Annotated in this window: 15 protein-coding genes; 11 read left to right on the forward strand and 4 right to left on the reverse strand. The window is 35.8% G+C overall.

Translation table 11 applies throughout. The features are described 5' to 3' along the window. Position 1 precedes the first annotated feature (1 nt). The 3 genes from tuf (at position 2) to nusG (ending at position 2,273) form a co-directional block, all read left to right on the forward strand. On the forward strand, positions 2 to 1,186 hold the full coding sequence (tuf, locus tag A9G41_RS11935) for an elongation factor Tu (protein ID WP_075539747.1): 1,185 nt from the start codon (positions 2 to 4) through the stop codon (positions 1,184 to 1,186). A gap of 138 nt (positions 1,187 to 1,324) precedes the next feature. After that, the gene (gene secE, locus A9G41_RS11940) at positions 1,325 to 1,726 is read left to right on the forward strand and encodes a preprotein translocase subunit SecE (protein WP_065582368.1); all 402 of its coding nucleotides are present in this window, start codon (positions 1,325 to 1,327) and stop codon (positions 1,724 to 1,726) included. A gap of 1 nt (position 1,727) precedes the next feature. Then, positions 1,728 to 2,273: a transcription termination/antitermination protein NusG gene (gene nusG, locus A9G41_RS11945; protein WP_075539748.1), complete on the forward strand. Its 546-nt coding sequence runs from the start codon at positions 1,728 to 1,730 to the stop codon at positions 2,271 to 2,273. Between the two features lie 126 nt (positions 2,274 to 2,399). Here nusG and A9G41_RS11950 read toward each other — a convergent pair whose 3' ends face one another. Together A9G41_RS11950 and A9G41_RS11955 are read right to left on the reverse strand one after the other, a co-directional pair. Further along, the gene (locus A9G41_RS11950) at positions 2,400 to 4,322 is read right to left on the reverse strand and encodes an ABC transporter ATP-binding protein (RefSeq protein ID WP_065582366.1); all 1,923 of its coding nucleotides are present in this window, start codon (positions 4,320 to 4,322) and stop codon (positions 2,400 to 2,402) included. Between the two features lie 145 nt (positions 4,323 to 4,467). Then, positions 4,468 to 6,471: an OPT family oligopeptide transporter gene (locus A9G41_RS11955; protein ID WP_065582365.1), complete on the reverse strand. Its 2,004-nt coding sequence runs from the start codon at positions 6,469 to 6,471 to the stop codon at positions 4,468 to 4,470. 222 nt (positions 6,472 to 6,693) lie between these two features. Between A9G41_RS11955 and mazG the strand changes: the two genes are divergently transcribed. Continuing rightward, positions 6,694 to 7,497: a nucleoside triphosphate pyrophosphohydrolase gene (gene mazG, locus A9G41_RS11960; protein ID WP_218057960.1), complete on the forward strand. Its 804-nt coding sequence runs from the start codon at positions 6,694 to 6,696 to the stop codon at positions 7,495 to 7,497. Continuing rightward, positions 7,490 to 7,930, forward strand: coding sequence for a hypothetical protein (locus A9G41_RS11965; protein ID WP_065582363.1), 441 nt, complete (start codon positions 7,490 to 7,492; stop codon positions 7,928 to 7,930). Before mazG ends, A9G41_RS11965 begins: the two co-directional genes overlap by 8 nt. Positions 7,931 to 8,540: 610 nt before the next feature. Here the strand turns inward: A9G41_RS11965 and efp are convergent. Continuing rightward, positions 8,541 to 9,107, reverse strand: a complete 567-nt coding sequence (gene efp, locus A9G41_RS11970; RefSeq protein WP_065566367.1) for an elongation factor P — start codon at positions 9,105 to 9,107, stop codon at positions 8,541 to 8,543. Between the two features lie 33 nt (positions 9,108 to 9,140). Here efp and epmB point away from each other — a divergent pair, with 33 nt between their 5' ends. The 6 genes from epmB to nudC all read left to right on the forward strand — a co-directional run bounded on the left by epmB (position 9,141) and on the right by nudC (position 13,682). Beyond that, complete coding sequence (gene epmB / locus A9G41_RS11975; protein ID WP_065582362.1) at positions 9,141 to 10,169, forward strand: EF-P beta-lysylation protein EpmB; 1,029 nt, start codon at positions 9,141 to 9,143, stop codon at positions 10,167 to 10,169. Between the two features lie 220 nt (positions 10,170 to 10,389). After that, positions 10,390 to 10,530, forward strand: coding sequence for a 50S ribosomal protein L34 (gene rpmH, locus A9G41_RS11980; RefSeq protein WP_025314679.1), 141 nt, complete (start codon positions 10,390 to 10,392; stop codon positions 10,528 to 10,530). A gap of 11 nt (positions 10,531 to 10,541) precedes the next feature. Next, entirely contained in the window at positions 10,542 to 10,898 is a 357-nt protein-coding gene (rnpA, locus tag A9G41_RS11985) for a ribonuclease P protein component (protein ID WP_081302171.1), read from the forward strand. 47 nt (positions 10,899 to 10,945) lie between these two features. Further along, on the forward strand, positions 10,946 to 11,188 hold the full coding sequence (gene yidD / locus A9G41_RS11990) for a membrane protein insertion efficiency factor YidD (RefSeq protein WP_065582360.1): 243 nt from the start codon (positions 10,946 to 10,948) through the stop codon (positions 11,186 to 11,188). Next, positions 11,188 to 12,816, forward strand: a complete 1,629-nt coding sequence (gene yidC, locus A9G41_RS11995) for a membrane protein insertase YidC (RefSeq protein WP_075539749.1) — start codon at positions 11,188 to 11,190, stop codon at positions 12,814 to 12,816. Before yidD ends, yidC begins: the two co-directional genes overlap by 1 nt. Positions 12,817 to 12,878: 62 nt before the next feature. Continuing rightward, the gene (gene nudC, locus A9G41_RS12000; RefSeq protein ID WP_065582358.1) at positions 12,879 to 13,682 is read left to right on the forward strand and encodes an NAD(+) diphosphatase; all 804 of its coding nucleotides are present in this window, start codon (positions 12,879 to 12,881) and stop codon (positions 13,680 to 13,682) included. Here the strand turns inward: nudC and A9G41_RS12005 are convergent, their stop codons facing one another. Next, a complete protein-coding gene (locus tag A9G41_RS12005) occupies positions 13,683 to 14,492 on the reverse strand; it encodes a hypothetical protein (RefSeq protein WP_065582357.1) in 810 nt (269 codons plus the stop codon). Between the last annotated feature and the right edge of the window lie 31 nt (positions 14,493 to 14,523).

Here is a 14,523-nt window from a genome sequence, read left to right on the forward strand (position 1 = left end):
GATGTCTAAAGAAAAATTTGAACGTACAAAACCCCACGTTAACGTTGGTACAATCGGCCACGTTGACCATGGTAAAACAACTTTAACTGCAGCAATTACTTCTGTTCTTGCTAAAAAATACGGCGGTCAAGCTCGTGCATTCGATCAAATCGATAACGCACCAGAAGAAAAAGCACGTGGTATCACCATCAATACTTCACACGTTGAATACGATACACCAACTCGCCACTATGCGCACGTAGACTGCCCAGGCCATGCTGACTATGTTAAAAACATGATCACTGGTTCGGCACAAATGGACGGTGCTATCTTAGTCGTAGCAGCAACTGATGGTCCTATGCCACAAACTCGTGAGCACATCCTTTTAGGTCGTCAAGTAGGTGTTCCTTACATCATCGTATTCTTAAACAAATGTGATATGGTTGATGACGAAGAGTTATTAGAATTAGTTGAAATGGAAGTCCGTGAGCTTCTATCTCAATACGATTTCCCAGGTGATGACACACCAGTAATCCGTGGTTCAGCGCTTAAAGCATTAGAAGGCGAAGCAGCGTGGGAAGACAAAATTGTTGAATTAGCTGAAGCATTAGACAGCTACATCCCAGAGCCAGAGCGTGATATTGATAAACCATTCCTATTACCAATTGAAGACGTATTCTCAATTTCAGGTCGTGGTACAGTAGTAACTGGTCGTGTTGAACGCGGTGTAATCAAAGTGGGTGAAGAAGTTGAAATCGTGGGTATCAAACCAACAACTAAAACCACTTGTACTGGTGTTGAAATGTTCCGTAAATTACTTGACGAAGGTCGTGCAGGTGAAAACGTTGGTGTATTACTACGTGGCACAAAACGTGAAGAAATCGAACGTGGTCAAGTACTTGCAAAACCAGGTTCAATCACTCCACATACTGATTTTGAATCAGAAGTGTATATCTTAAGTAAAGATGAAGGTGGTCGTCATACTCCATTCTTCAAAGGTTACCGTCCACAGTTCTACTTCCGTACAACTGACGTAACGGGTACTATTGAATTACCAGAAGGCGTAGAAATGGTAATGCCTGGTGACAACATCAAAATGACAGTATCATTAATTCACCCTATCGCGATGGCTGAAGGTTTACGTTTTGCGATTCGTGAAGGTGGTCGTACTGTTGGTGCTGGTGTGGTTGCTAAGGTTATTAAATAATTTAAAGGCTTGCAATTATGAGATGAGGGTGTCATTTGATGCCCTTTCTTATCTAGTCTGTTTAGCAAAATGTTTTTATTTAAAAGAGCATTTTGGAAAGTAGATATTATTATAATATAACATAATCATGGGTTTTATATGCTAGTAAGTAACGAGGGTCAAAATACAAATACTGCTCTAGACAAATTGAAATGGTGTTTAGTTTTAGTATTGATTGCGTTTGTTGTTTGGGGAAATTTTTATTTTGCTGAACCTAATGATATATATCAACCTAATACGATCGTTCGGATTATAGCGGTTGTTGTGCTTTCGCTATTAACTTTATTAATTGCGATCACGACAGCTAAAGGTAAATCATTTTTGTTGTTTTTACAAGAATCACGAAAAGAGTTAAGAAAAGTTGTATGGCCGACTCGTAAAGAAACGACACAAACAACCATGCTGATTGCTGCTATCACAGTTATTGTTGGTTTAGCGCTTTGGGGAATGGATTCTTTATTCGGTTCAGCCATCTTTTATTTAACATCAATAGGGCGTTAATATGAGCGAAACACAACAAAAACGTTGGTATGTTATACAAGCGTATTCTGGTTATGAAGCGCGTGTAGTACAATCATTACGTGAATATATTAAATTACATGATATGGAAGATTCTTTTGGGGAAGTATTAGTACCAACCGAAGAAGTTGTTGAAATGAAAAGCGGTCAGCGCCGTAAGAGTGAACGTAAATTCTTTCCCGGTTATGTATTAGTTGAAATGGCGATGAATGATGCGACTTGGCATTTAGTAAGAAGTGTGCCAAGAACAATGGGCTTTATTGGTGGTACTTCTGATAGACCTGCCCCGATTAGTCAGCGTGAAGTTGATGCTATTATGAATCGCTTACAACAAGTTGGTGATAAGCCACGTCCTAAAACTTTATTTGAACCAGGTGAGCTTGTTCGTGTTAACGAGGGTCCATTTGCTGACTTTAATGGTGTTGTTGAAGAAGTTGATTATGAAAAAAGCCGCTTAAAAGTATCGGTTTCAATCTTCGGTCGTTCAACGCCTGTTGAGCTTGATTTTAGTCAAGTTGAAAAAAGCTAATCAATTTTATTAGAATAAATTATTTGATAAAATCAAAAAATCACAGAGTTAAATCTGTGATTTTTTTTATTCTAGCCAATAAAATTAAACTTATTTATTACAATATTGCATTACAAGTGAAATAATCTATTCTATTTGAAATTCTTCAAGTTGCTGTTGCAAATCCAACCACTTTAACTCGCTTTGCTCTAACTCGCTTTTCAGTTGGCTTTGTTGCAAAAGTAAACTTGTTAAATCCGATTTTTTATTGGCTTCATACATCATCGGATCAGACAGTTGTTGTTCTATCATTTGCAATTGTTTTGCTAAATTTTCCTGTGTTTGCTCTTCTTTTTGTAACTGTTTTTTTATTGGCTGCATTTGTGCGCGTAATTCAGCTTGCTTGCGTTTTTGCTCTTTACGATCTTGAGCTGATATATTAATTGTATTTTCTTTTTTGGGTGAATTTATTTCGTCATTTGATTGGTTATCATTTTTTTGTGCTTCGGCTAACCATTTTTGATAATCATCAAGATCGCCGTCAAATGGTTCAACTTTATGATCATGGACTAAATAGAATTCATCGGTGGTCGAACGTAGTAAATGGCGATCATGTGACACCACAACTAATGCACCGTCAAAATCAATTAGCGCTTCTGTCAACGCTTGTCGCATATCTAAATCTAGATGGTTAGTTGGTTCGTCTAATAAAAGGAGATTCGGTTTTTGCCAGACAATTAAAGCTAAAACAAGACGTGCTTTTTCACCGCCCGAGAAAGTTTTAACTGGCTCGGTGACTTTATCGCCTTGAAAATCAAATCCACCCAAATAATTACGCAGTTCTTGCTCTGTATTTTTTTGTTCAGCAAGTTGCGTTAAATGCCAAAGTGGTGACTCATCGGGGCGTAGATATTCTAATTGATGTTGAGCAAAATAGCCTAATTGAACACCTTTAGCGAGATTAATATGTCCTTCCTTAGGTGCAATTTCTCCGGCGAGTAATTTAATCAGTGTTGATTTTCCCGCACCATTGCGCCCTAATAAGCCAATGCGCGAACCGGGAACTAGATTAAGCTTAATTTTTTCTAGTATAATTTTGTCATCGTAACCCGCGACGACTTTGTCCATCATTAACAAAGGGCTTGGTAAGAATTCAGATGGCTTAAAATTAAAATGAAATGGATTATCAACATGCGCAGGTGCAATCAGCTCCATTCTTTCTAACATTTTTATACGGCTTTGTGCCTGTTTAGCTTTTGTTGCTTTGGCTCTAAAGCGATCGATATAATTTTGCAAGTGTGCAACTTTGAGTTGTTGGCTTTCATAAAGCGACTGTTGTTGAGCAAGTTTAGTTGAACGTTGGATCTCAAAGGAGGAATAATTGCCCGTATATTCAAATAAACTCTTTTGCTCAATATGAATAATTTTATTGACTAACGGATCCAAAAAATCACGATCGTGAGAGATTAAAATCAAAGTTCCCGGATAGTTACTTAACCATTTTTCAAGCCAAATCACGGCATCTAAATCAAGGTGATTGGTTGGTTCATCAAGCAGTAATAAATCAGAACGACACATTAATGCCTGAGCCAAATTTAATCGCATCCGCCAACCACCAGAATAGGACTTAACCGGTAACATTAATTGTTCATTAGAAAATCCTAGTCCATGTAGTAGCGTTGCGGCTCGAGCGCGAATTGTCCAAGCATCAATGGTATCAAGCTTTTCATGAATAACCGCAATTTGCTGACCATTATTTTGTTCATTAGCGGTATTTAATTGTTTTTCTAATTGTCGATACTCACGATCGCCATCAATGGCATATTCAATCGCAGGGATATCTAATGCGGGTGTTTCTTGATTGACCCAAGCGAGTTGCCATTGCGATGGTATATTTAACGTGCCAGCATCAGCTTGAATTTCACCTTTAATCAGTGAAAAGAGCGTCGATTTTCCGCAACCATTTTTACCCACTAATCCCACTTTTTGTTGAGGATTAATAGTTGCTGAAGCATTATCTAAAAGCAAGTTAACGCCTCGGCGCACTTGGATTGAATCAAAAACTATCATGATATTTTTGTCTATTATTCAAAATAAAATAAGTTAATAAAAATTGTTTTAATCATCCAAAATTAGGGACGTTATAACACAATCAATTTAAACAAAAAAGCCCTTTGATAAAACGAAAAGGGCTTAAATTTAATAATTCACAGGACTATTTTTTTATTGCTGATAAAGCACGACGAATAAAGAACGTACATATACCAACAAAAACAAAGAGACCTAAAAGTTGAGGTAACATACCTAAATCGAGCGGTATTGCAAGTGGAGCATCATTTCCACCATTGGTGATGCTAATCACAATCACAATGGCTAATAAAACGCCCACTAAACTTTCACCAACAATCAAGCCTGATGCAATTAATGCCGCTTTACGATCAGCTTTTTTGAATTGCTCTTCTGGATCTAAATTTTGTGCTTTGGCTTTTTTGTAAGCATTACGTTTAATTATCCATGATAATAAAGTGCCAATAAAAATTGGTGTTGTGATACTTGGTGGTAAATAAATGCCTAAACCAACAGCAAGTGCAGGTATGCGAAAGTTAGATTTATTTTGGGCAAGAATTAAATCAATAATAATAATGACAGCGCCTAAAGCAAGCCCTATTAAAATCATCGTCCAGTCAAGTTGATGGGCAAAAATACCTTTAGCAATTGTTGTCATCAGTGTTGCTTGTGGTGCTGCCAAAACTTGAGTTGTATCCATATCAGAACGAGGTAAAGCGCCAGTAAAGCCGTAAGCGTTATATAAAATCTCTAAAATAGGCGCAATAACAATTGCACCAACAACACAGCCAAGTAATAATGCCACTTGTTGTTTCCATGGGGTAGCATTAACCAAATGACCTGTTTTTAGGTCTTGTAAATTATCATTTGAAATACATGCTATTGCCAAAACGGCACTAGTAGTAAAGAGTGCAAGGGCTGTGGCAAAGTTGGAGCCTTCAATAGAAGCTAGCATACCATTCGCTTCACCTAAACCTAATAAGATTAATGAAATGACAACCACTGCAACAATTGCTATTCCTGATATTGGGCTTGCTGATGAGCCAACAAGTCCAGCCATATAACCACATGCGGCAGCCACTAAAAAGCCCATAATAAAAGCAAATAATACAGCGCAAAAAACTAATGTCCAAGCCATGCTTGCTGATAAACCACTATCGGCAATAAAGCTATAAAAAGTCACTAACAAAATAACTAACATACCACCCATAATTAATAAAATAGCTTTAGGTGATAAATCCCGCTCGGTTGATGCAATATCATTGCCAGACACATCTGAACGCATACTTTTAAATGATATTTTTAAACCTTCAATCATCGGTTTGATTAATGTCAGTAATGTCCAAACCGCTGCAATAGCTATGACCCCCGCACCAATAAAGCGTATATCTTTTGCCCAAAATCCCATTGCAACTTTAAATAAAGGCTGACTGGTATCATAATCGGTAATTGCACTTAAAATTGGAACGCCAAATACCCAACCAATAATGGTTCCAATTAAAATAGCAATTCCTGACATAATTCCGATCAAATAACCAGCACTGAGTAACGCTAACGAGAATCCCATAGGCAGTTGAAAAATGGATTTGCCAGCGGTAAACCAATAAGCAGTACTTTCAGATAATAGGCGAAAACCATTAGTAAAAAGACTAACAATAGAGGCAATGATGCCGCCAAATAAAATATCCTTTAAACCATCGTTAGCTTCTTTATTATCGGATTTAGATCCTGCCTTTAAAATTTCAGCAGCGGCTACACCTTCAGGGTAAGGTAAATTACTTTTAACGACCATGACATGACGCAATGGAATTGAAAATAAAACCCCAAGCATTCCGCCTGCGGCACATATTGCAAAGGTTAGCCAAAAGGGAAAGTCTTGCCAGTAACCAATCATTAACAAACCCGGAAGCACAAAAATAATTGAAGATAATGTACCCGCTGCTGATGCTTGAGTTTGCACCATGTTATTTTCTAAAATAGTTGAACCCGAAAACAGTTTCAATATTGCCATTGAAATCACTGCCGCAGGAATTGCGGATGAAAACGTTAATCCAACTTTCAAACCAAGATAAACATTCGATGCAGTAAAAATGACAGTAATAAAAGCACCAAGAATGGTGCCTCTTAAAGTAAGTTCACGTAAATTATTCATATATCAATAAAGTTAATTTAATAGAGGAGTATTATATACTTAATTCGCTTTTATCGGCTACAAGTTCCGTAAATAGCTTTAGTTTAGTGCTTTTATCATTATTTTGGGTGAAATAATTAGCAATAACATCAAAATATATTGGCATTAACCTTTAAAAAATAACCGTTTTGTTATTAAACCTTTACAATGACGCTGATTAATTACTTATTTGTGGGGGATATTTTGAACGCATTACAGCGCTTACAAGCTATTATTAAACAACTTCGCGATCCAATTAATGGTTGCGAATGGGATCGAATTCAAACTTTTTCGTCTTTAAAATCATATACACTAGAAGAAACGTACGAAGTGCTTGATGCAATTGATAAACAAGATATGGAGGAGCTAAAAAAAGAACTTGGCGATCTATTGTTTCACATTGTCTTTTATGCTGATTTAGCCCAAGAACAAGGAAGCTTTGATTTTGATGAGGTCTGTTTAGCGGTTGCTGATAAGTTAGTTTATCGTCATCCGCATATTTTCACCGAAAATAAGGTAGAAAAACCTAACTGGGAACAACTTAAACAAAAAGAACGCGATCAAAAAGCACAATACTCATTGCTCAATGATATTCCCCAAGCAATACCTGCCTTAATGCAAGCTGAAAAAATTCAAAAGCGTTGTGCCTCGGTTGGTTTTGATTGGCATGATATAAAACCTGTGCTTGATAAGGTAAAAGAGGAAATTGATGAAGTTGAGCAAGAGCTTGAACAAAACAAACAAGATCCACAAAAAATTGAGGAAGAACTTGGTGATTTATTGTTTGCGACCGTCAATTTAGCTAGGCATTTAAAGGTTAAATCAGAACTCTGTTTACAGCAAGCCAATAAAAAATTTACCCGACGATTTCAACAATTAGAATCGATACTCAAACAAAAAAACTTATCTTTAATTGATGCAACGCTTGAACAAATGGAAGACGCGTGGCAAAGTGTTAAGCAATTAGAACAGATTAAACTCAATAGCGAAGTGAATAAAAATGACTGAACAAAAAAATGAATTATATCAAGAGATCGAAGCATGGGCACAAAATGCGATATTAAATAGTCCAACATGGAGCATTAACCAGCTCGATTACTCTGAAAAAAGTATTACGGTTGTTGAAATGATCATCAGTGAACTGGCTGAAAAAAACTTTAGCATTCCAGAAGAACAACTCAACATGATATCGCAAGAATACGGATGTTATTTATTGCTCACCGCCCATAAAATATACGGCGGTGAATTTTATTGGAACGAAGAATTTGAACAACCCATGTTAATTTGCTGTGAACCTGATGCCATGATAGTCCTCATGACATGGAACAAAGTAAAAGGACGGTTAGTAGGGGATAAAGCCGATCATATTGCCTATTTCTTAGATGAATTTGGCAAAGCTACTTTTCAACCCGAAAAAGGCACTCATGTGGTTTATTTATAATTCGCTTAAATTGAAATATAGCCTGATAAATACGATAATAGCCTCTAATATGAGGCTATATCACTGCCTAAATATTTTCACCGATAGCTTGCTAACTCGACTAACGGCAACAAACAAAACCACGCTACAATTCTGGTTATTGAAAACGACATCAATATGTTGCTTAATTTTTATTGGCAATATACGATAAAAATTAATAACAATATGGTTTAATGGGAAATATTTGATTATTTCGACTTCGTAACAAAACTTTAGAATTTATTAAAATTGAGTAATATTTTGAAAATTAATACTTACCGCTATGCCATCATCCAAAGATAAAAGCTGCAAAATATAGATCCCTTATCGCATACTAGATTCAGTAAAAAATAAAAAAATCCAATAAAATCAATGTGTTTTCTGAATGATTTTTAAGTGCTAGATGCATTGTTTTGGGGATTATTTAATTTAGTACTTTTTAAGCTTTGTGGATAAAACTCACTATTGATGATAACTTTCGAGTAGGAGATTAGACTTCTTCCAGAGGTAAGCAACATGGATTTGGGTAAGCAAGAGAGAGGTCAAGAAACCTCTCTTGTTTATGATAAATTAAAATTAATCATAAGCTACTTTATTTTACGCGTGAAACATATTCGCCAGAGCGTGTATCAACTTTTAGAATTTCGCCAATTTGTACAAATAGTGGCACACGTACGACAGCACCAGTTGATAGCGTTGCTGGTTTTCCACCCGTTCCTGCTGTGTCACCTTTTAGACCTGGATCGGTTTCAATCACTTCAAGTTCAACAAAGTTCGGTGGCGTTACTGCAATTGGCTGACCATTCCATAAAGTTAAAATACATTCAGCTTGATCAACTAGCCATTTGGCATTATCACCAACCGCTTTAGCATCAGCTGAAAGTTGTTCAAATGTTTCATTATTCATGAAATGCCAAAACTCGCCATCGGTATAAAGATAAGTTAAATTCATATCCACAACATCAGCGGCTTCAACTGATTCGCCAGATTTGAAAGTTTTATCGACAGTTTTTCCTGAAAGTAATTTTTTAATTTTTACGCGGTTAATTGATTGACCTTTACCGGGTTTGTAAAATTCATTTTCAACAATGACACATGGCTCGCCATCTTGCATTATTTTAAGACCCGCTTTAAACTCATTAGTACTATAAGATGCCATAAAAGCTCCAACTAAAATTCTGAATTACAAAAAATGAGCCACATTATACAGCAAAAAATTGAACTACCAAATAATAAAGATAGATGGATTATAGAGCTTGCCAATGTTGTGACAGATATCAATGTTTTATATGCTTATTTGGATCTAGACCCAAAAACCATTTCAAGCTCTATGCAATTGGCAAAAAAGCAGTTTCCACTTCGTGTACCTATGGCTTTCATCAACCGGATGAAAAGAGGCGACAATAACGACCCTCTTTTATTGCAGGTGCTTTGCGATGATAACGAATTATTAAAAGTAAAGGGTTATAGCAATGACCCATTACAAGAGCAAGATAATGTTATCCCTGGGCTATTACATAAGTATCATAACCGAGCATTGTTAATAACGAAAACAGCCTGTGCAATTAACTGCCGTTACTGTTTTAGGCGGCATTTCCCTTATCATGATAACCAAGGCAATAAAAAAAATCTGGCTTTTGCACTTGAATATATTGCTAACCATCCAGAACTTGATGAAATTATTTTATCAGGTGGTGATCCTTTAATGGCTAAAGATCATGAAATAGCATTTTTGATTAATGCCTTAGAACAAATCCCACATATTAAACGTTTGCGTATCCATACCCGTTTAGCAGTTGTTATTCCTTCACGAGTAACATCTGAGCTTTGCAAATTATTTTTTGAAAGCAGGTTGCAAATTGTAGTAGTTACTCACATTAATCATCCCAATGAGATTGATAATGATGTTGCTAATGCAATTAGGCTTTTAAAACAAAGTGATGTGACAACACTGAATCAAAGCGTGTTATTGAAAAATGTTAATGACAACGCCAAGGTTTTAGCACAGTTAAGTAATCGGCTTTTCGATATTGGTATTTTACCTTATTACATCCATTTGTTAGATAAAGTGCAAGGCGCCGCCCATTTTTTAGTCGAAGATGATGTTGCAAAAATCATAATGAAACAGTTAGCCGAAAAGATATCGGGTTATTTGGTACCTAAATTAGCACGCGAAGTCGGTGGCGAAAAAAGTAAGCGTGTACTTGCTTTTATGGATTAGTTGATTTATTTTTGTTTTTTTAACCTATTATGTTATAAGAATTTGTTTAATTTTATTCAATTGTGCCATAATGAACTGTTAATGGTTTTTATTCAAATAAATCGGTGAAATCTCATTGACGAAAAATAAAATAGTCTCTATAATTCCGACTTCTTTAATTAATGCTGTGGAGTTTAGACTCTGCAACCTGTTGATAAATTAGATTTGGATATAAATCGTCATGAAACGCACATTTCAACCATCAGTATTAAAACGCAATAGAACTCACGGTTTCCGTGCTCGTATGGCAACTAAAAACGGTCGTCAAGTTCTTGCTCGCCGTCGTGCTAAAGGCCGTGTTCGTTTAACTGTTGCTAGCTGATTTAAAGTTGGGTGATTAAGTTCACTTTTCCTCGGGAGTTACGATTGCTAACTCCCTTTGATTTTAATCATGTCTTCCAAGAGTCTGTGCGTGCTGGATCGCCATTTTTAACCTTAGTCGCACGTAAAAATAACTGTACCCATATACGGTTAGGGTTTGCTATAGCGAAAAAACAGGTAAAAAGAGCGCATGAGCGTAATCGTATTAAGCGATTGACTAAAGAGTATTTTCGACATCATCAACATCAACTTCCTAATATTGATTTTATTTTGATGGCTAAACAGCCTGTTATAGATTTAGATAATCAACAAATCGTTGAAACACTCAATAAATTATGTCAACGAATCATAGCCAAAATCGATATTTAGATAAATTCATATCAATTATTAAGCTGCACGTTTATGCATGTAACCACATGATAGTTAATACTTTTGTTTTTTTTGTGCGTGTTTATCAACGTTTTATTAGTCCTTTATTTGGTCCAAAATGCCGCTTTACGCCGACATGTTCACAATATGCAATAATTGCACTAAGACGCTTTGGATTCATAAAAGGTGGTTGGCTAACAGCTAAACGTGTATTAAAATGTCATCCTTTACATGACGGAGGAGAAGATTTTGTTCCTCCAAAAACTAAAACCAATAGAGAAAAACACTAATGGGATCTCAACGTAATATTTTAGTCATTGCTTTACTTTTTGTATCTTTTTTTATTTGGAAAGCGTGGGAGGAAGATCACGCACCTAAGCCTCCGATCACAAACCAATTAACACAACAAATAGGTGATGATAATTCAACAGATGGCTTGGCACAGGGTAAAATAATTACTGTAAAATCAGATGTGTTGTCACTCACTATTAATACTTATGGTGGTGATGTACAAGCTGCACAATTATTAAAATATGAGCAAACACTGCATTCTGGTACGCCTTTTCAGTTATTAGCATCACGTCCTGATTTCATCTATATTGCTGAAAGTGGTTTAACAGGTAAAGATGGCCCAGATAATGCTAAACAAGGTTCAAAACGCCCAGTATATAAAACTGAAAAATCAGAATATGTTTTAGCTGATGGTCAAGATGAGTTGCGTGTTCCATTAACGTATCAGGTCAATGGGGTAAGTTATACTAAATATTACATATTACATCGTAATAATTATGCTATTGATGTTCAATATGACATCAACAATCAAAGTAGCCAGCCTATTGATGTTTCTATGTATGGACAACTAAAACAAACTATCAAATTACCTGATGATATTCCAACTGAAGGCGGTAGTGGGTTAGGGCAAAGTGCATTCCGTGGTGCAGCTTACTCTAGTTCTAGTAGCAACTACAGCAAATATAGTTTTGACAATATCAAAGATAAAGCTTTATCGGTCGAGACGCAAACAGGCTGGATTGCGATGCTGCAACACTATTTCGCTTCGGCATGGGTGCCAGCACAGGGTACAAATAATCTATTTTACTCTCGTGCAACTGCGAATAACTCACAAGCAACAATTGGCTTCAAAGGTGAGCCAACCGTTATTCCTGCAGGTAGTACACAAACCATTAGTGCCAAATTATGGTTAGGACCTGAAATTCAAAATCAGCTTAAAGAAACTGCAAATCATCTTGATTTAATTGTCGATTACGGTTGGTTATGGTTCTTGTCACAACCTCTTTTTTATTTGTTGAAGTTTATACAAAGTTTTGTTGGTAACTGGGGCTTCTCAATTATTGTTATTACTTTTATTGTTCGAGGTCTTTTATTCCCATTAACTCGAGCACAGTATCGTTCAATGGCAAAAATGAAATTATTACAGCCTCGTATAGAAGCTTTGAAAGAGCGTTATGGTGATAATAAACAAAAAATGAGCGTTGAAACAATGGCGCTCTACAAACAAGAGAAAGTCAATCCATTAGGCGGTTGTTTACTAATAATTATTCAAATGCCGATTTTCTTGTCATTATTCTATATGTTAAGTAGCGCAGTTGAATTACGCCATACACCATTTGCGCTTTGGATTTATGACTTATCTGCGCAAGATCCTTATTATATTTTGCCTTTATTAATGGGTGGCTCCATGTTCTTAATTCAAAAAATGTCACCAACTCCAGCTACCGATCCATTACAACAAAAATTAATGACTTATATGCCATTAATCTTTACTGTGTTCTTTTTATGGTTCCCATCAGGCTTAGTTTTATATTATATCGTCAGTAACTTATTCACAATTGTCCAGCAACGCCTTATCTACTGGGAACTTGAGAAAAAAGGGCTTCACGAGAAAACAAAAAAATAATATTGTTAAAAAAGGAGGAGGGAACCCCTCCTTTTTTCGTTTTTACTTTTGGCATTTATAATATGAATATACAACAACAATTTAATTTAACTGGCAGTGAAATAGGTTATTGGTTTGTAAGTACTAATGGGCGATTATGGTTGCCTGATGGTGAAGTTCCTGTAGGGCGTGCTGATGAACTTGGTTTTACGAATAAACGAGCTCAACCAATAGGTGAGTTAAATGGACAAACTGCTTGGCTCATTTGTAGTGAAATAAAAAATGCGATGAGTTCAATCCGTCCATTGCTTGATAGCGCAGATCAATCCTTATTTAATATGGCTGGACGAGCTGTGCAGCTTTCTGAATTTTATCGCTCCCATAAATATTGTGGATATTGTGGATATGAGATGTATATCAGTAATACCGAATGGTGCTGTATGTGTGATCACTGCAAAGAACGTTATTACCCACAAATTTCACCATCTATTATCGTAGCAATTCGTCATAAAAATAAAATTTTATTAGCCAAGCACGTTAGGCATAATCGAGATAACTTGTACACCGTATTGGCGGGTTTTACTGAGATTGGCGAAACAATGGAAACCGCCGTTGAACGGGAAGTATTTGAAGAATCAAAAATAAAAATTAAGAATATTCGTTATGTTGGATCGCAACCTTGGCCATTTCCAAATTCATTAATGATGGCTTATTTGGCTGATTATGATAGTGGTGAAATAGTGGTAGACAAAAATGAACTTATTGAAGCAAACTGGTACCATTACACGCAATTACCTAAAATTCCTAAGTATGGCACCATTGCTAGGCGGTTAATTGAAGATACAATTATACTTTGCCGCCAATATGACGAATATGGCTGTGACTAATCAATCATATTGAATTGTTCTGGTTAGATTAACAGTTTTTGATTCGCTACCTGCTGTAATACAAACAGCTTTAGTCCAATCGTTGTTTTGATTATATTCCGAGTAAGTACAAGTTTCTGTTAGTTCAACTTCTTGCTCATTATTCTCATTAATGATGATGTCTCCATTTGATGATAACTTAAATGTTTTAGTAATGGTCTTTTCTATTTGCTCGTTATCATTATATATGACATCTTTTTCTTGTGATAATACTGGGAATTTCGTTTTTTCATCGACAGGAACATAGGCATTATATAATACAAGTTCTACATGATCATTATCATAAATAATTCTACTGCTAAATATCACATTATTTTCGGCAAAATGTGATAAAGTTGTCTCAACCAAACGGCCTTGCTCATCAAATTCCGTACTTGCAACGATGTCATTATCATTATTCTTCATACCAAGAATATTTTTTGATGAATCAAAAACAATGTCATAAACATTTCTGGTGTCGTTCATACCATAGCTATACTTAGCCGTATCATAGTTTATTTCACCATGTAATCCTTCTAAATCATAATTAGTGACAAAGCCTTGTTCATTATAGTTAATTGTTTTACTTGATGAACCTTGGATTTGTTGTTGTTTAATTTTTTTACTAAATGGTAAAAGTTCTGGCTCAGTATGAAAAAGATAACTATTAATAACCGCAGTTGGTAATTGTGATAATCGGGTACCGTCAGATGTTTTTTTACCATCACAACCATTGATTAAAAATGTACTGCTAATTAAGCATATATATAAAAATAAATTATTTTTTTTCATAGAACTGATTTCCATTTATGTTATTGTTTGA

This window comes from Gilliamella sp. Nev5-1 (assembly GCF_001690895.1).
Classification (GTDB): domain Bacteria; phylum Pseudomonadota; class Gammaproteobacteria; order Enterobacterales; family Orbaceae; genus Gilliamella; species Gilliamella apicola_C.